This is a genomic window from Duganella sp. (assembly GCF_039595735.1).
Classification (GTDB): domain Bacteria; phylum Pseudomonadota; class Gammaproteobacteria; order Burkholderiales; family Burkholderiaceae_D; genus Rugamonas.
This window is the reverse complement of sequence record NZ_JBCNLB010000007.1, coordinates 87,487-103,439: the sequence shown is the minus strand read 5'-3', so window position 1 is coordinate 103,439 and position 15,953 is coordinate 87,487. Positions and strand designations below refer to the sequence as shown.

Sequence of the window (15,953 nt, the reverse complement as noted above, 5' to 3'; positions counted from 1 at the left end):
AATAGAAGAGACAACATGATACTGAGTCAGGAACACGAAATGATCCGCGACGCCCTGCGCGCTTTTGCACAGGAACGTCTGGCCCCCAACGCGGCGCGCTGGGACAAGGAGCACCACTTTCCGAAAGAGGAACTGAAGGAGCTGGCCGCACTGGGCGCCTTCGGCGTCGCCGTGCCCGAGGAACTGGGCGGGGCGGGCATGGATTACGTGTCCCTGGCTTTGGTACTGGAAGAAATCGCGGCCGGTGATGGCGGCACGTCCACCATCATCTCGGTCAACAACTGCCCGGTATGCAGCATCGGCATGATGTATGCGAACGCGCAGCAGAAGGAACAATGGCTGCGGCCACTGGCGCAGGGCGACATGCTGGGCGCCTTCTGCCTCACCGAACCGCACACCGGCAGCGATGCCGCCGCCCTGCGCACCACCGCCACGCGCGATGGCGACCACTATGTGCTGAACGGCGTGAAGCAATTCATCACCAGCGGCAAGCATGCCGATGTGGCGATCGTGATGGCGGTGACCGACAAGGCGGCCGGCAAGAAAGGCATCAGCGCGTTCTGGGTGCCGACCAGTACGCCGGGCTACATCGTGGCCGGCATCGAACACAAGATGGGCCAGCATTCATCGGACACTGCGCAAATCCTGTTTGAAAACTGCCGCGTGCCGGCTGCGAATTTGATTGGTGAGGAAGGCCAGGGTTACAAGATCGCGCTGTCCGGGCTGGAGGGTGGGCGTATTGGTATCGCCTCGCAATCGGTCGGCATGGCGCGCTCCGCGTATGAAGCGGCGCTGAGCTACGCGCGCGAACGCGAGAGCTTTGGCAAGCCGATTTTCGAACATCAGTCGGTGCAGTTCAAACTGGCCGAGATGGCGATGCAGATTGAAGCCGCGCGCCAGCTGATCCTGCACGCGGCGGCCATGAAAGACGCCGGCCTGCCCTGCCTGAAAGAAGCCGCGATGGCCAAGCTGTTCGCCTCCGAGATGGCGGAGAAGGTGTGCTCGGACGCGATTCAAATCCATGGCGGCTACGGCTACGTCAGCGACTTCCCGGTAGAACGCATCTACCGCGACGCGCGCGTCTGCCAGATCTACGAAGGCACCAGCGACATCCAGAAAATCCTGATCGCCCGCGCCCTCTGACCGTCGTACCGGCGAAAGCCGGAATGAAGTTGCTCAGGTGTCTGCCGCCAGCGCTGCGCCGATGGCGTAGAAGGTCCCGCCGGCGATGTAATGCAGGCTGCGCAGCGAGGAGTCGGCGGTCTCAAAATGCCAGTGGCCGTTGCTGAATATGCGGTCATCGGCATATGCGGCCACCACTTCGCCGATGAACAGGTCATACACCTGCTCATTGCGCGGCTCCGGCAGCACTTTGCAGATCAGCCATGCCGACGATCCGGCCACCAGCGGCACATCATGACCATCCACGCGGAACAGTTCCACGCCGGCTTTTGCCAGCTTATCCGGCGTATCGTTGGCGCTGACGTGGCCTACCTCGTAGGTCAGCTGCAGCTGCCCCACATTTGGCACCTGCAACGCGAAATAGCCGCTCTTCTCCACCAGCGGACGCGTGGCCGTGGCCTTGTCCAGCACCAGCGTTACCTTGGGCGGCGCAAAATCCAGCGCGCACGACCACGCCGCCGACATCACGTTATCCACACCACCATGCGAAGCCGACACCAGCACCGTCGGCCCATGATTCAACAAACGATAAGCCTTCGCCAGTTCCACCGGCTTGATATGCTGATCCAATCCAGACTCCTTAACCTTTAACCGCGCGGCGGCACGATATACACAACCTTGCCGATCATCGCTTTCGCACTCACAAAACCCCAGAAACGGCTATCCAGACTATTGTCCCGGTTATCGCCCATGACGAAATAGCTGGCGGCTGGCACGGTGCAACGTATCGTCTCGTCATCGGTCGTACATTGCTCCGGCAACTCATAGGCACTGCTGCCATGCCAGGGGGTTGCGTCGCTGTTGATCAGAATATCGTGTTCTGTCTGATCCAGCTTTTCCCGATAACGCTTGAAGTAAATTAACCGGTCCGCATCCAGATAGTCTGCCTGCTGGTTGCCCCGCACATCCACGCCATTCACGAACAGACGCTTGTCGCGATAAACGATTTTATCGCCCGGCAGGCCGACAACGCGCTTGAGATAGGTCGTGCGCGGGTCACGCGGATAATCGAAAGCCATGATGTCGCCGCGCTGGATAGGCGCTGATATCGCCGCGCTGCCCAGCCGTACGCCCATCGTGCTGAAATGGCCGTAGCCCCACTTCTGAACCAACAAGGTCGCTCCCCGCATCACGGTCGGCTGCATGGAGGTGGATGGCGCACGAAATGGCTCGTACAGGAAAATTCGCAACGCCGATACCACGATGACCGCGGCAGCCACCACCGCCAACAGTCCGTACCAACGGGAGTACCAGTGCCGCACCTCGCCTCCGGTCCGCTCTGCTGCCAGGCGGTATGCGCGCCAGGCCCAGAACACGGCCAACACGAGCGAGACCACGCCAAGTAACAGTTCCAGTTGCGGCCCCGGCAGTAAAAAACCGGCTAGGCCAACAGTCAGTCCCACGGCAAAGCTGATCGCGCTCCAGCGCGGCGCACCGACGTATAGAAATCCTAATGGCGCAGCAAAAAAGCCGAGGATTAATGCAATCCACTTTTTAGGTTTCAAATAAGCTCCACACGAGAAAGAAAGATGCCAGCCTGACAAACAATGACGGCAAGGTCAAGCATCGGCATTTTCTGGACGAAAAAAAAGCCCGCATCGCTGCGGGCTTCGTTCCAATGTATTACCTATTCTTTAATCGTACCGGGCTCCCTGGCTATCTGCCAGGTGAGGCGGCGTCCCAGGCGCCCATGCTATCTGCGTGGTGCCCCTGGCGTGTAAATCGACCAACGTATTCGGAATTACAACCCCGGCTTCTGCGTCACCTGCGCCATCGAACTTACACAACTCTGGGCGCGGCGCGTCGGCCGGACGTGGGACTGTTTGCATGCAAACCTCAACCACAAACGGAGTGTACCACACTTTTTGTGCGATGCACAAATTATTTTATTTGTGTGGTTTGCGTGGTCATGGGCTGCGGCGCGCGGTTGGGTCGTTCGCGCCCCACGCGCTCGAACTCGGAAATCACCTGCGCGCCAAACAGCAGCAGGGTGGCGCCGATCTCCAGGCTGAACATGACCACAATCGCGGTCGTCATCGAACCATACACCACGTTCACCTGCGACAAGGTAGTGAAGTACCACACCAGTATCCGCCGCGCCACCTCCCACAGCAGCGCCGCCGTCACGCCGCCGATCAGCGCGTGCGACAGCGACAGCCGTCCGACCGGCATCACCAGGTAAATCGAGGTCAGCACCAGCACCTCGCCGCCCAACCCGAGCAAGTACAACAGCACGCCCGAGACGCCGTTCAACGACCAGCTATAGCCAAACAGCCGCACGCTCTCCTGGCCCAGCACCTGCAGGCTGCCCGCCACCAGCGTGACTACCAGCATGCCCGCGCCCAGCGACAGGATGTAGCAATAGGGCATGATGGCCGAGACCATGAAATGGCGCCGCCGTATCGCCACCCGGTGCTTGAAAATCACGCACATGGCGTTCTCCAGCACCGTAAAAGCCAGCGAACTGAAGAACAGCATGGTCACCACCAGTACCCCGCCCACCAGGTCGCGATGCTCCAGAAAATGCGCCACTTCCGTGACAATGGGCTTGGACTGCCCCGGCACCAGCCAGTTCAGGTATCGACCGACGGTCAGCAGCAATTCATCCTGATCGATCACATGCGACAGGGCCACCACCACCAGCATCAACAGCGGCAGGATCGACAGCAGCGAGTAATACGCCACCGCGCCCGCCAGCAGCAGGCCTTGATTGGCGCGGAAACCTTTCAGGCATTGCACCGTGAAATCCATGGGATGGCCGGCCACATAGGCCAGCGCCCTGCGGTTGAATAGGTTCATGCTGTCATTCTAGGCACAGCTCAGTGTGCGGTATGTGCGTCTACGTCCAGATAGCGCCAGTTGGTGAACTCCACCGGGTGACGACGGTAATTTTTCAACCACGGCTGCTGCAAGTCGGCGGATATGGGATGCGTCAGCAGCACCCACGGCGTGTAGGCGTGGATGATGTTCGCCAGCTCATCATACAGGGCCGTGCGCTGCGGCGACTCTCCCATCAAGCGGGCTTGTTCATAGCGCTGATTGTATGCCGGCAGGTTGAAACGGGCGTAATTGGCGCGGCCGGCATTGGGGCCGTACAGCAATTGGTAAAAGTTATCGCCATCGGGGAAGTCGGCCACCCAGTTGGTTTCAAACATCATCACCGCGCCGAGGCGCGAGGCTTTGATGATCTCGGTTTTCTTGTCGCTCTTGAAGACGACCTTGAGGCCGATGGCGTTCAGGCTCTTGCGCCACAGCTCGTCGCGCAGGCGGCCGACGGTGGAGGCTTCGCTGTGCATCACCAGCGTCAGCGGCTTGCCGTCCGGCTGGCTGCGGAAGCCGTCCTTGCCCTTGCGGTAGCCGTAGCGCTCCAGCAGGGCGTTGGCCAGCGCCGGATCGTAAGCGACTGGGCTGCGGTACCGCGGGTCGTTGCCCAGCACATTCGGCGGCAGCGGCGTGACGGCGGGCAGGGCCAGGCCTTTCTTCATGACCGCCACGTCCTCGGCGCGGTTGTAGCCGAGCGCGATGGCGCGGCGCAAGGCGACTTTCTCCTTGCTGTAGCCACCGATCAGCGGGTCGTCCATGTTCATCCACATGTAATACGTTTGCAGTACCGGGAAGGGCGCGAGGACAATGCCTTTGCGGGCCAGTTCCGGCCTGAGCCTGGCGTCGTCGGTCAGCACCATTTCCTTCATCGATTCCGGCAGCTGCTCAAGGAAATCGAATTCGCCGTTCAGGAAGCCCAGCACGCGCGACTGGTATTCCTCAACGATTTTAATGTCGATGCGGTCCAGGATCGGCAGGCGCTGGCCCTGGAATGCTGTTGGGCGGAAATCGCGGTTGGCCAGCAGCACAATCTGGTCGCTGCGCTTCCAGGTGCCGATCTTGAACGGGCCGCTGCCGACCGGGTGGTTGCCGGCTTGGGCGCCGTAAGCTTCCACCACCTCGCGCGCCACCACGCTGGTGGCCGGCATCGCCAGGTAAAACAGGAAATTGGGATCGGGGGCTTTCAGGCGGATGCGCAGGGTGAGGCGGTCCACGGCCTGGATCTCGGCCACGCCGTCGAACAGGTACAGCCAGGGCGATTTCAATGCCGGCTCATGCAGGCGTTTGAAGCTGTAGACGTAGTCGTCGGCCGTGACCTGGCGTTTTGCGCTCTTGAAGGCGGCGTCCGGCGTGAAATAGACGTCGTCGCGCAGGTGGAAGGTGTAGGTTTTGCCATCGTCGCTGAGTTCCGGCATGGCGCTCAGCGTGTTGGGGATGAGTTTGACCGGGCGGGCCAGATAGTCGTAGCGCAGCAGGGGATCGAACAGGTTTTCCAGCAGACTGAGGGTGGCGATGTCCGAGGCGACGGCCGGGTCGAGCGCGGTTTCGCCGGTGCTGAGGAAGGCGTGCAGGACTTTTTGCCCGGCATGGGCGCCGGCGTTCGCCGGAGCGACGGTGGCCAGCGCCACCACCACTGCACAAATTTTCAGCATCCTTTGCATGCGGCCTCGCACGGTAAAGCGGCAGCTTATAACTTTTTGCGCTTGCTTACCCGCTATACTTTGCAGATTCACTACTGCCCCCACGAAAAATGTCGCTCAATTACATCTGGTCCGGATTTTTCCTCGTCGGCTTTCTGGCCGCGCTGGCGCAATTCCTCTTCCTGGGCGACACGGAAATCTTCAAGCGCATCATCGACGGCACCTTCGATTCGGCGCGCACCGGCGTGATGGATATCGCCCTGCCGCTGGCCGGGGTGATGACGCTGTGGCTGGGCATCATGAACATCGGGGAAAAAGCCGGTGCCATCGACCTGCTGGCCAAACTGATCGCGCCGTTCTTCTCGCGCATCTTCCCCGGCGTGCCAAGCAACCATCCGGCCACCGGCCACATGGTGATGAACTTCTCGGCCAATCTGCTGGGCCTGGACAACGCCGCCACGCCGTTCGGCCTGAAGGCGATGGAAAGCCTGCAAACGCTCAACCCCAACAAGGACGAGCCGACCGATGCGCAGATCATGTTCCTGGTGCTGCACACTTCCGGCCTGACGCTGATCCCGCTGGCCATCATGGCGCAGCGCTCTATCCTTGGCGCCGCCGACCCATCCGACATCTTCATTCCCTGCATGGTGGCGACCTATGTGGCGACCATGACCGGCATCATCGCGGTCGCCATCCGCCAGCGCATCAACCTGTTCAACCGCGTGGTGGTGGGCTGGCTGGGCGGCATCACGGCGTTCATTGTGGCCGTGGTCTGGTACTTCACCAACTACCTCACCAAGGGCGAAATCGAAGTCGTCTCCAAAGTGTTCAGCAATTTCGTGCTGATGGCGGTGATCGGCGGCTTCATCATCGGCGCCCTGCGCAAGAAGGTGAATGTGTACGAGGCCTTTATCGAGGGCGCCAAGGGCGGCATCCAGACTTCGCTGACCGTGATTCCATATTTGGTCGGCATGCTGGTGGCGATCAGCGTGATCCGCAACGCCGGCCTGCTGGGCTTTGTGGTGCAGGGCTTCAACTGGCTGTTCAGCGCCATCGGCATGAACACCGATTTCGTCCCCGCGCTGCCGACCGCATTGATGAAGCCTTTGAGCGGCAGCGCCGCCAAGGCCATGATGATCGACACCATGCAAACCTACGGCGTCGATTCCTTTGTCGGCCGCCTGGCCTGCGTGTTCCAGGGCTCGGCCGATACCACCTTCTACATAGTCGCGCTGTACTTTGGCTCGGTCGGCATCCGCAAGACGCGTTACGCGATCTCCTGCGGGCTGATTGCCGACCTGGCCGGCGTGATTGCTGCGATTGCGATTTCCTATGTCTTCTTCCATTAAGTCTTTGGTGCTGGCCGCGCTGCTTGCGGCCGGCCTGGCCCATGCCGCGCTGCCGGAACCGGTGGCGCAGCTGATGCAGTCCGCGCAGATTCCGCAGGAGGCGGCCGGCGTCATCGTCATGCGCGGCGACACCGTGCTGGTGTCGCACAACCCGACGCTGAGCATGCAGCCGGCATCCACCATGAAGCTGTTCACCACGATGGCGGCGCTGGAGCAGCTGGGCCCCGTGTTCCGTGGCCGCACCGAGTTCCGCACCAATGCCGACGTGGTCAACGGCGTTTTGCAGGGCGACCTGATTCTGCGCGGCGGCGCCGATGCGGACTTGAACGAAGATGCGCTGTCGCACATGCTGCAAGCGCTGCGCAACCAGGGCATCCGCCGCATCAAGGGCGATATCGTGGTGGACCGCCAGCTGTTCCAGCCATCGCGCCCGGATGCGGGGCAGCCGCCGTTTGACGAATATCCATGGGCGTACTACAACGTCATTCCGAATGCGGCGCTGGTCAACACCAACCTGCTGAAAGTGGAGATGCGCTCCAGCGCCGACAAGCTGTCGCTGGTGATGCTGCCGGAGCTGGACAAGGTCAGCATCCGCTCGGAGATGAAGCTGAGCGACACCCCCTGCGCCGCATGGGAAAACGGCTGGCGCTCGCCGGACTACACGCGCAAGGGCGACCGCATCGAAGTCGTCCTGCACGGCAGCTTCCCCAAAGACTGCGTGAAATCCACCAGCATCAACGTGCTGGATAGCCAGGACTACCTGGCCCGCCTGCTGCTGGCGGAATGGCGCCAGCAAGGCGGCACGCTGAGCGGCGAAGTACGCGACAGCGGCACCACCATACCTGCCAGCCGCCTGCTGGCCGAACATGTCTCGCGCACGCTGCCTGAAATCCTGCGCGACACCAACAAACAATCCGACAACACGCTGGCCCGCACCATCTTCCTCAGCCTGGGCAGCCTGGAAGCCGACCCCACGCTGGGCAGCCGCCCGCTGGCTGCGGACGCCGGCCGCGCCAGCACCGCCATGCGCGCCGAAACCGCGATCCGCGCCTGGCTCCAGCAGCACAACATCGACGGCAATGGACTGGTAGTGGACAACGGCTCCGGCCTGTCGCGCAGCGAGCGCGCCACACCGGCGCAACTGGCAGGCGTCCTGCAAGCGGGTCTGAAAAGCCTGTGGATGCCGGAATTCCTGGCCAGCCTGCCGATCGCCGCCACCGACGGCACCATGCGCCGCCGTCTCAAGGACAGCCCGGCCGCGCAGCGCGCGCGCCTGAAGACCGGCAGTCTGAAAGGCGTGATCGCAGTCGCTGGCTACGTCCCGGACGCCAGCAACCAGCCCTGCATCGTGGTTGCCATCCTCAACGACGAGCACGTCGCCAATGGCGCCGGTCGCGCCGTGCTGGACGCCCTGACCGACTGGGTGGCGCGGCAGGGGGGCGCTACAGCGCAGGCGCCGCTTCCGCCGCCAGATAATCGATAAAGGCGCGCACCTTCAACGGCAGATGCGGTCCGGGCGGGTACACCGCATACACGTTGCCGGCATAAGGCTCGTCCAGCTCCCAGTCCGCCAGCACCTGCCGCACCCGTCCCTGTTCCAGCGCCGCGCGCGCGGTAAAGTTGGGCAGCAGGCCGATGCCGCTGCCCGCCTCCACCGCCGCCAGCAGCGCCACGCTGTTATTGATCGTCAGCCGCGACGGCACGCGCAGCGTGCTTGCCGCGCCTTCGCGGCGAAACGTCCATTCCTCGCCAAAGCGCGCATAACCGAGATAGCTGCAGGCATGGCGGGGCAAATCGTGCGGCGTGGCCGGCGCCCCATGCGCCGCCAGATATTGCGGCGACGCCACCAGCACATAGCGCACCTTGCCCAGCGGACGGGCGGCCAGTCCCGGCGCCGGCTCGGTGGCGATACGGATCGCCAGGTCCACACCTTCCTCGACCAGATCGACATTGCGGTCGACCAGGATCAGCCGCACCTGCACCTCGGGATACCGCTCCAGAAAGACCGGCAGCCGCGGCGCCAGCCAGATCTGCCCCAGCGCGACCGGCGCCGTCACCGCCAGCACGCCGTTGGGACGGGCGCGATAACTGCCCGCCAGCGCGTGAATCTCGCGCGCGGTGCTCAGCATCCGCACGCAGCCGGCATGGACGTGCTGGCCCAGTTCCGTCAGCGACAGTGCACGGGTGGTCCGGTGCAGCAGACGCCCTCCCATGTGCGTCTCCAGGCGCGACACATGACGGCTGACGGCGGAGGTAGTCAGGCCCAGGATCCGCGCCGCCGCCGAAAAGCCGCCGCTGTCGACCACCTGGGCAAACACTGCCATTTCCTTGAGCATCTCCATGATTTCACCATTGCACAAGCTTCAACAATGTTTTGCATTTTAATGTAATTGTGTATTTTTTAGACGAGGTCCATACTCAGCCCATCACATCGCAAGGAGCCATCATGAAACAACGCAAACTGGGCAATCAGGGCTTGACCGTTTCCGCGCAGGGCCTCGGTTGCATGGGCATGACGCATGCCTACGGACCGTCCGACCAGCAGGAAGCCATCGCCACCCTGCACCGCGCGCTGGAACTGGGCATCAATTTCTTCGATACGGCCGAGGTCTACGGCCCGTATAACAATGAGGAATTGCTGGGCCGCGCTTTTGCCGGCCGCCGCAGCGAGGCCATCATCGCCACCAAGTTCGGTTTCGATATCCGCGATGGCGCCACAGTGGGCGTCACCAGCGATCCGGCGCAGATCCGCGCACACGTTGAAGGTTCGCTGCGCCGGCTGGGCACCGACTACATCGATCTGCTGTACCAGCACCGCATCGACCCCAAGGTGCCGATCGAGGAAGTGGTGGGCGTCATGGGCGAACTGGTGCGCGAAGGGAAGGTGCGTTATCTGGGGCTGTCCGAGGCCGGCGTGGCAAACATCCGGCGGGCCCACGCAGTGCATCCGATCAGCGCGCTGCAAAGCGAGTATTCGCTGTGGGAGCGCAATCTGGAAGACGATATCATTCCCGTGTTGCGCGAGCTGGGCATCGGACTGGTGCCGTTCAGCCCCTTGGGACGCGGCTTCCTGGCCGGCACCGCCAGGCGCGCCGAGGAATATCCGCCGGAAGACTTCCGCCATCAGGACCCGCGCATGCAGGGTGCCAACTTCGACGCCAACATGCAGGCGGCGCAGGCAGTGCGCGATCTGGCGGCCGCGCGTGGACTGGCGCCCGGGCAGGTGGCGCTGGCCTGGGTGATGCAGCAGGGCGAAGACATCGTGCCAATCCCCGGCACCCGCCGCCGCGTCAATCTGGAGCAGAACGCGGCCGCCGCCAACGTCCTGCTCAGCACCGCCGAGATGGCCGCACTGGAAAGCGCGCTGCAACAGGTGGCCGGCCCGCGCTACAGCCAGGAACGCATGGCCACGGTCGACCGCTAGCCGGTCCGGAGCCACGCGGCGACGCTTGACTTGCATGCGACATCTGTCGCACAATGGTGGCAACAGTCGCACACGGGGCATCGCATGGCTATTTCCATTTCCTTTACCGGCATCGATTTGCTGGCATTCCAGTTCCTGCTGGCCAGCCTGGGCTGCGTGGCCGCCGGGCTGGGGGTGTGGGCCGTGACCGCGCTGGCCCGCCGCTGGCTGCCCGGCATTGCCGCGCAGCGCACGGTGTGGCTGCTGGCCCAGTGCACCATCGCCGCCGCCTTCCTGCTGGTGCTGGTGCCGCACAGCGAGCGCCTGCATCTGCTGCCGCCGATCGATATCGAAAGCTTTACCGCCGAACCGGCCGCCACTACCGCTGCTGGCGGGCTGGCCGCCGCCAGCAGCGGCCAGCCCGCCAGCACACCAAACCAGGACCGCACCCCGCGCAACTACCTGGCCTGGGCCGCCAAGGCCTGGGTGCTGATCTACGCGACCGGATTCGGCCTCGCGCTGCGCCAGTGGCTGCACAGCCGCCGCGCACTGCAAGCCCTGGCCAGCGCCGGCGACCACACAGCCACCCGGCCAGTCGACACCATCGAAATCGACGCCCCCATCTCGCCCATGCTGTTTGGCCTGCTGCGCCCACGCCTGCTGTTGCCGCGCCATCTGCACGGCTTTGCCGACCACCAGCGCCAGCTGATCATAGAGCACGAACTGACCCACTGGCGCCGCCGCGACCTGCACTGGGCCGGCGCCGGCATCGCACTGCAAACCCTGTTCTGGTTCAATCCCTTCATGCATTTGCTGCGTCGGCAGCTGTCGTGGGCGCAGGAACTGGGCTGCGACCGCGACGTGCTGCACGGCCGTCCGCCGGCACAGCGCAAAGCCTACGCCGCGGCGCTGGTCGCCCAGCTCACGCTGCAACAGACCAGCATGCCGACCGCGCTCGCCTTCGGCAACGTCACACCCGACAGCATGGCTGGCCGCATTGCGCTGATCCGCGCGCCATCGCGCCACAGCCGCTGGACCGGCGTGGCCGCAGCGGCCGGACTGGCCGCAGTGCTGGGCGCCAGTCTGACGCTGCAACCATCGCTGGCGTCGCAAACCAGCGCTCAGCTGTCCTGCACCGCGCTGATGGACGCCGCCAGCGGCCAGCGCCTGCGCTACGACGGCCAATGCGAACAACAGGTCACGCCAGCCTCCACCTTCAATATCGTGGTCGCGCTGATGGGCTATGACAGCGGCATACTGACCGACGAACACACGCCTCGGCTGCCCTACAAGTCCAGCTACGCCAGCTGGAACAAGGAATGGCAGACCGACACCGACCCATCCAGCTGGATCGCCAACTCCACCGTGTGGTACGCGCAGCAGGTCACCACCCAATTGGGCCAGCAGCGCTTCCAGCGCTATATCGACAGCTTCAACTACGGCAACCGCGATATCTCGGGCGACACCGGCAAACACAATGGCCTGACCCAGTCATGGATTGGCTCTTCGCTGCAGATTTCGCCGGCCGGACAGCTGGAGTTCCTGCGCAGGATCGTCACCCGCCAGCTGCCGGTTTCGGACCAGGCCTACGAGATGACCGCGCGCATTCTGCATCCGCAGACGCTGGCCAATGGCTGGACCATTTACGGCAAAACCGGTACCGCCTCGCCGGTCCAGCCCAATGGCCGCGACGACGAAAGCCGCCAGTACGGCTGGTATGTCGGCTGGGCCACCAAGGGCGCACGCACCATCGTGTTCACCCGCATGACACTGGACCACCGACAGCAGACCTACGCCGGGCCAAGGGCCAGGCAGAGCTTCCTGCGCGACGTGGCGTCCCAGCTCGACACGCTTTAATCCCCAACCCAAGGAGCCAACTTGTCTACTCTGAGCCGCATGGCATTCGCCATCGCAGCGTGCTGCTGCACGCCCTTCGCCTACGCCGCCGACCTGAAAACGGTGGTCGACCAGGCCGTCCAACCGATCATGCAGGAGTACGACGTGCCCGGCATCGCGGTCGCCGTGACGGCTGACGGCAAGACCCGTTTCTTCAACTACGGCCTGGCGTCGCGCGAGCAGAAAACGCCGGTCAGCGAGAACACGCTGTTTGAACTGGGCTCGGTCAGCAAGACCTTCACCGCCACGCTGGCGGCTTACGCGGTGGCGCAGGGCAAGCTGTCGCTGGACGATCATCCCAGCCGCTACATGCCGCAGTTGAAAGGGACGCCTGTGGATAACGCCACGGTTCTCCACTTCGGCACCTATACCGCTGGCGGTTTTCCACTGCAGCTCCCTGAAGCGGTGCAGAACAATGAGCGCAGCATGCTGGCCTACTTCCGCGACTGGCAGCCGAAAGCCGCGCCGGGCAAGCTGCGCGAGTATTCCAATCCGAGTCTCGGCCTGTTCGGCCATCTCACCGCGCTGGCGTTGAAAGAGGATTTTGCCGAGGCTATGCAAAAGCATGTGATCTCGCCGCTTGGGTTGAACAACACCTACGTGCGCGTGCCGGAAAGCGCGATGCCAAACTACGCATGGGGCTACGACAAGGACAAGCCTGTGCGCATGCAACCCGACCTTTTTGCCGAACAGACCTACGGCGTACGCTCCACCAGCGCCGACATGATCCGCTACGTGCAGGCCAACATCGATCCGCAGGCGTCCATGCGGCCGATCATCGCCGGCACCCATGTCGGCTACTTCCGCACGGGCCTCATGACGCAGGGTCTGGGATGGGAGCAGTTTGCATACCCGACCTCGCTGGAGCATCTGCTGGAAGGGAATTCCCCCGAAATGCTTTTCAAGGCCAACGCCACCAAACGTGTCACGTCGCAAGCGGAATCCGGTTTGTACGACAAGACCGGTTCAACGCGCGGTTTCGGCGCGTATGTGCTGTTCGTGCCGGAGAAGAAAATCGGCGTGGTGATTCTGGCGAACCGCAACTATCCGATTCCTGCGCGCGTAAAGGCGGCGCATGCGATTCTGACACAGCTGGAACAGTAAACTGCGCTAAAGCACGCGCGTGTAGTGCTGGCGGACGTGCGTGCGATCGCCGCAATCGAAGTGCCACCATTCGGTGTTGATGCCGTGCCAGCCGTTGTGCAGCATGGCGTTGCGCAACCAGCGGCGGTTTTCGATTTGCTGTTCGGTCAGGGCTCCGATCGCCAGCAGGCCTTCTTCCAGTGCCGGATGCGAACGTTCAGTGAGGTCGTCGAAGCCGGTGCCCATGTCAAGTTCACGGCCTTGGGCATCCAGCAAGGTGAGGTCGAGCGCCATGCCAAAGGAGTGGATCGAGCCGCGTACCGGATCGGCGATGTAGGTCAGCAGATCTGTGCCTTGCAGGGCGGACCAGAGTTGTTCCTGCACGCGCTGAGGGCGCAGGGCATCCAGTACCAGCAGCTTATAATCCGGCTTGCGCGCAGCCAGCCACGCGACGGCGTTTTCCAGCGCGGCGGCGGCGTCCTTGTGCAGCCAGCGGCAATCCAGAGGAGAGTAGAGATCGCGGCCGACGAAGTTGTCGGCCGTGGCGTAGCGCAGATCGGCCGCGATGCCTGCAATGCTGTCCAACCGGCGGAAATCAGGATGGCCGGGGATCGCTTCGCAAGCAACGGGCGGCGCGGTCATGACAATGCCGCGTCAGAGCGACTCGGTCGGCTCGGTCACCGGTGCCGGCGCGGCGGGCAACGGCGCGGGCACGGTGGCTGCAGGCGTGCTGCTTGCGGCGCCTTGCGCGGCAGCGGGCGACGACACAGGCGATGCGCCGTTTGTGGGCCCCTGCGCGGCGGGCGATGGCGTGGACGGGGCGGCGCGGGCGGCGTCTGGCGCGGCGCTGGCTGGCACCGCCGGCACAGGGCTGGTCAGCACGTCCAGCATCGCGGCGGTTTCCGCATCCGGCGTGCCGTCGTAGAGCGATGGGCGGTACTTGGTCTGGAACACCGAAATCACATTGCGCGTGGCCTGATCCAGCTCGCCGTTCTGCGGCACCGCATAGCCGATCTCCGCCAGCTTGCGCTGGAACCACACCACATCCGGCATCTGCTCCTGCAAGCCCGGAAGGCGCGCCGCCACGCGGCTCGGTTCCGGCCAAGGAATCAGTCCCGCATCCGCCAACTGCTTCCACGGAAACGCCGGCCCCGGGTCCTGCTTGCGCTGCGGCGCGATATCGTTATGCCCGAGGATGTTCCCCATCGGGATATTGTGCCGCTTGACGATATCCTTCAACAGCAAAATCAGCTGATCAATCTGCGCCTGGGAAAACGGCGCATACACCCGTCCCTGCGGCGTCTCCTTGAAGCCCGGATTTACAATCTCAATCCCGATCGATGCCGAATTGAGCTGGTTATAAATCTTCCAGCTGCTCAGCCCTGCATGGTTCGACTGACGCGACTCATCCACCAGCGTATAGAAAAACGGCTGCTCCGTATCCGTCAGCAGATAATGCGCACTGACCTGCGTGCCATGCGCCAGCGTGTTGATGGAACGCGGCAGATCGCTCACCGTGTAATGCAGGATCACATACTTGATACGGTCACTCTGCGCACGCGCAGTCAGCGAATGATCGAAGCGTGGACCTTGCGGCGGCGGCACCGTGGCGCAACCGGCCACCAGGGCAGTCAAAGCGAGTAGCGGAACAATTTTCATAAGCGTGTCGGCATCGGTTCAATGATGGGAGTGTAGAGCAATCCGCGCCGCCGCGTGGTGCGCCAGCGTGTGCCGCTGCGCCATCGACAATTCAGCAGGCAACGCGGCGCGCATGCTCTGCGCGATCAGCGGATGCAGATGCGCCGCCCGTCCGCCCAGCGCAATCGGACGCGCACCGTAGCGGCCCACCAGCGCCAGCGCAATCCGCGCCAACTCGCTGCCCGCCCGTTCAAGAATGTTGCGCGCCACCGGATCGGTATCCGCGCTGGCGGCGACGGCCAGCGCCAGCCGCCCGATCGCGCCGCGATCCTGCCCGTAAATAAACTGGCGCGACAGCGACCAATCACTGCCGCCGATCTGCGCAAACACCGCGCGCGCCATGGCCGACTGCTGCCACACGCCCGGCTGCTCATCTTCCAGACGCCAGATATGGCGCATGGCTTCGCGCGCGATCCAGAACCCGCCGCCGCCATCATCCAGCGTCACGCCACGCCCGCCGGCGCGATGGAACTGGCCATCCGCATCGATAAACGCAGCGATCGAACCGGTGCCGGCATACACGAGATAACCCTCGCCCGGCGCAAAGCTGTCCAGATACGCAATCTCCACATCGTTGCGCATGCCAACGGCGGACGGCGCCAGCTTCAGCGCCTCCGCCAGCATCTGCGTGGCCTGCGTGCTGACGCCGTCAAAACCCGTCAAGCCGGCGCACACGCGCACCGGCTGACCGGCAGCCAGCACCTGCGTCGCCAGCATGGCGAAGATGCCGCGCACCGCATCGCGGCCGGCGGTGCTGGCCATCTGCGTGGCCGACATGCCGGCCACGCTGCCCTCGGCCACGATGGCGCCCGCCGCATCAGCCAGTGCCCAGCGGGTTTGCGTGCCTCCTGCATCGATGCCCAGACCGAGATGGCTCAT

General features: G+C 63.5%; 14 protein-coding genes and 1 pseudogene. 7 read left to right on the top strand and 8 right to left on the bottom strand.

Going from position 1 to position 15,953, the window contains the following annotated elements:
• Positions 1-15: 15 nt before the first annotated feature.
• Positions 16-1,143: an acyl-CoA dehydrogenase family protein gene (locus ABDW57_RS14890; protein ID WP_343730962.1), complete on the top strand. Its 1,128-nt coding sequence runs from the start codon at positions 16-18 to the stop codon at positions 1,141-1,143.
• 33 nt (positions 1,144-1,176) lie between these two features.
• On the opposite strand, the gene ABDW57_RS14885 is transcribed toward ABDW57_RS14890, so the two are convergent.
• From ABDW57_RS14885 to ABDW57_RS14870, 4 genes are all read right to left on the bottom strand, one after another.
• The gene (locus ABDW57_RS14885) at positions 1,177-1,752 is read right to left on the bottom strand and encodes a flavin reductase family protein (protein WP_343730961.1); all 576 of its coding nucleotides are present in this window, start codon (positions 1,750-1,752) and stop codon (positions 1,177-1,179) included.
• Between the two features lie 17 nt (positions 1,753-1,769).
• The gene (gene lepB / locus ABDW57_RS14880; protein ID WP_343730960.1) at positions 1,770-2,687 is read right to left on the bottom strand and encodes a signal peptidase I; all 918 of its coding nucleotides are present in this window, start codon (positions 2,685-2,687) and stop codon (positions 1,770-1,772) included.
• A gap of 376 nt (positions 2,688-3,063) precedes the next feature.
• Complete coding sequence (locus ABDW57_RS14875) at positions 3,064-3,981, bottom strand: YihY/virulence factor BrkB family protein (RefSeq protein WP_343730959.1); 918 nt, start codon at positions 3,979-3,981, stop codon at positions 3,064-3,066.
• 20 nt (positions 3,982-4,001) lie between these two features.
• Complete coding sequence (locus ABDW57_RS14870; protein ID WP_343730958.1) at positions 4,002-5,657, bottom strand: ABC transporter substrate-binding protein; 1,656 nt, start codon at positions 5,655-5,657, stop codon at positions 4,002-4,004.
• A gap of 98 nt (positions 5,658-5,755) precedes the next feature.
• Between ABDW57_RS14870 and ABDW57_RS14865 the strand changes: the two genes are divergently transcribed.
• Both ABDW57_RS14865 and dacB read left to right on the top strand, forming a co-directional pair.
• Entirely contained in the window at positions 5,756-6,994 is a 1,239-nt protein-coding gene (locus tag ABDW57_RS14865) for a nucleoside recognition domain-containing protein (RefSeq protein WP_343730957.1), read from the top strand.
• Positions 6,978-8,477 carry a D-alanyl-D-alanine carboxypeptidase/D-alanyl-D-alanine-endopeptidase gene (dacB, locus tag ABDW57_RS14860; protein ID WP_343730956.1) on the top strand — a complete coding sequence of 500 codons (1,500 nt, stop codon included), beginning with the start codon at positions 6,978-6,980 and terminating at the stop codon, positions 8,475-8,477. Before ABDW57_RS14865 ends, dacB begins: the two co-directional genes overlap by 17 nt.
• On the opposite strand, the gene ABDW57_RS14855 is transcribed toward dacB, so the two are convergent.
• Entirely contained in the window at positions 8,437-9,336 is a 900-nt protein-coding gene (locus ABDW57_RS14855) for a LysR family transcriptional regulator (RefSeq protein ID WP_343730955.1), read from the bottom strand. The two genes, dacB and ABDW57_RS14855, sit on opposite strands and share 41 nt — an antisense overlap.
• 104 nt (positions 9,337-9,440) lie before the next feature.
• Between ABDW57_RS14855 and ABDW57_RS14850 the strand changes: the two genes are divergently transcribed.
• The 4 genes and pseudogenes from ABDW57_RS14850 (at position 9,441) to ampC (ending at position 13,397) form a co-directional block, all read left to right on the top strand.
• On the top strand, positions 9,441-10,418 hold the full coding sequence (locus ABDW57_RS14850) for an aldo/keto reductase (protein ID WP_343730954.1): 978 nt from the start codon (positions 9,441-9,443) through the stop codon (positions 10,416-10,418).
• Between the two features lie 84 nt (positions 10,419-10,502).
• Positions 10,503-11,390: pseudogene (locus ABDW57_RS14845) on the top strand (M56 family metallopeptidase); the annotation flags it as partial.
• Positions 11,391-11,456: 66 nt separating this feature from the next.
• Positions 11,457-12,254 (top strand): class D beta-lactamase, encoded by a 798-nt coding sequence (blaOXA, locus tag ABDW57_RS14840; protein WP_343731071.1) that lies wholly within the window; start codon positions 11,457-11,459, stop codon positions 12,252-12,254.
• Between the two features lie 21 nt (positions 12,255-12,275).
• The gene (gene ampC, locus ABDW57_RS14835) at positions 12,276-13,397 is read left to right on the top strand and encodes a class C beta-lactamase (protein WP_343730953.1); all 1,122 of its coding nucleotides are present in this window, start codon (positions 12,276-12,278) and stop codon (positions 13,395-13,397) included.
• Positions 13,398-13,403: 6 nt separating this feature from the next.
• Here ampC and ABDW57_RS14830 read toward each other — a convergent pair whose 3' ends face one another.
• Genes ABDW57_RS14830 through ABDW57_RS14820 form a run of 3 tightly spaced genes read right to left on the bottom strand, consistent with a single transcriptional unit; the run spans position 13,404 to position 15,953 of the window.
• On the bottom strand, positions 13,404-14,018 hold the full coding sequence (locus tag ABDW57_RS14830; RefSeq protein WP_343730952.1) for a M15 family metallopeptidase: 615 nt from the start codon (positions 14,016-14,018) through the stop codon (positions 13,404-13,406).
• Between the two features lie 12 nt (positions 14,019-14,030).
• On the bottom strand, positions 14,031-15,035 hold the full coding sequence (locus tag ABDW57_RS14825; RefSeq protein ID WP_343730951.1) for an N-acetylmuramoyl-L-alanine amidase: 1,005 nt from the start codon (positions 15,033-15,035) through the stop codon (positions 14,031-14,033).
• 18 nt (positions 15,036-15,053) lie between these two features.
• A complete protein-coding gene (locus ABDW57_RS14820) occupies positions 15,054-15,953 on the bottom strand; it encodes a BadF/BadG/BcrA/BcrD ATPase family protein (protein WP_343730950.1) in 900 nt (299 codons plus the stop codon).

Excerpts from the sequence above, each read along its gene's own strand:
- ABDW57_RS14875 (WP_343730959.1), bottom strand. The coding sequence starts at position 3,981 with ATGAACCTATTCAACCGCAGGGCGCTGGCCTATGTGGCCGGCCATCCC.
- ABDW57_RS14825 (WP_343730951.1), bottom strand. The coding sequence starts at position 15,035 with ATGAAAATTGTTCCGCTACTCGCTTTGACTGCCCTGGTGGCCGGTTGC.
- ABDW57_RS14865 (WP_343730957.1), top strand. The coding sequence starts at position 5,756 with ATGTCGCTCAATTACATCTGGTCCGGATTTTTCCTCGTCGGCTTTCTG.
- ABDW57_RS14870 (WP_343730958.1), bottom strand. The coding sequence starts at position 5,657 with ATGCTGAAAATTTGTGCAGTGGTGGTGGCGCTGGCCACCGTCGCTCCG.
- ABDW57_RS14850 (WP_343730954.1), top strand. The coding sequence starts at position 9,441 with ATGAAACAACGCAAACTGGGCAATCAGGGCTTGACCGTTTCCGCGCAG.
- ABDW57_RS14890 (WP_343730962.1), top strand. The coding sequence starts at position 16 with ATGATACTGAGTCAGGAACACGAAATGATCCGCGACGCCCTGCGCGCT.
- dacB (WP_343730956.1), top strand. The coding sequence starts at position 6,978 with ATGTCTTCTTCCATTAAGTCTTTGGTGCTGGCCGCGCTGCTTGCGGCC.
- ABDW57_RS14820 (WP_343730950.1), bottom strand. The coding sequence starts at position 15,953 with ATGAGCCATCTCGGTCTGGGCATCGATGCAGGAGGCACGCAAACCCGC.
- ABDW57_RS14855 (WP_343730955.1), bottom strand. The coding sequence starts at position 9,336 with ATGGAGATGCTCAAGGAAATGGCAGTGTTTGCCCAGGTGGTCGACAGC.
- ABDW57_RS14830 (WP_343730952.1), bottom strand. The coding sequence starts at position 14,018 with ATGACCGCGCCGCCCGTTGCTTGCGAAGCGATCCCCGGCCATCCTGAT.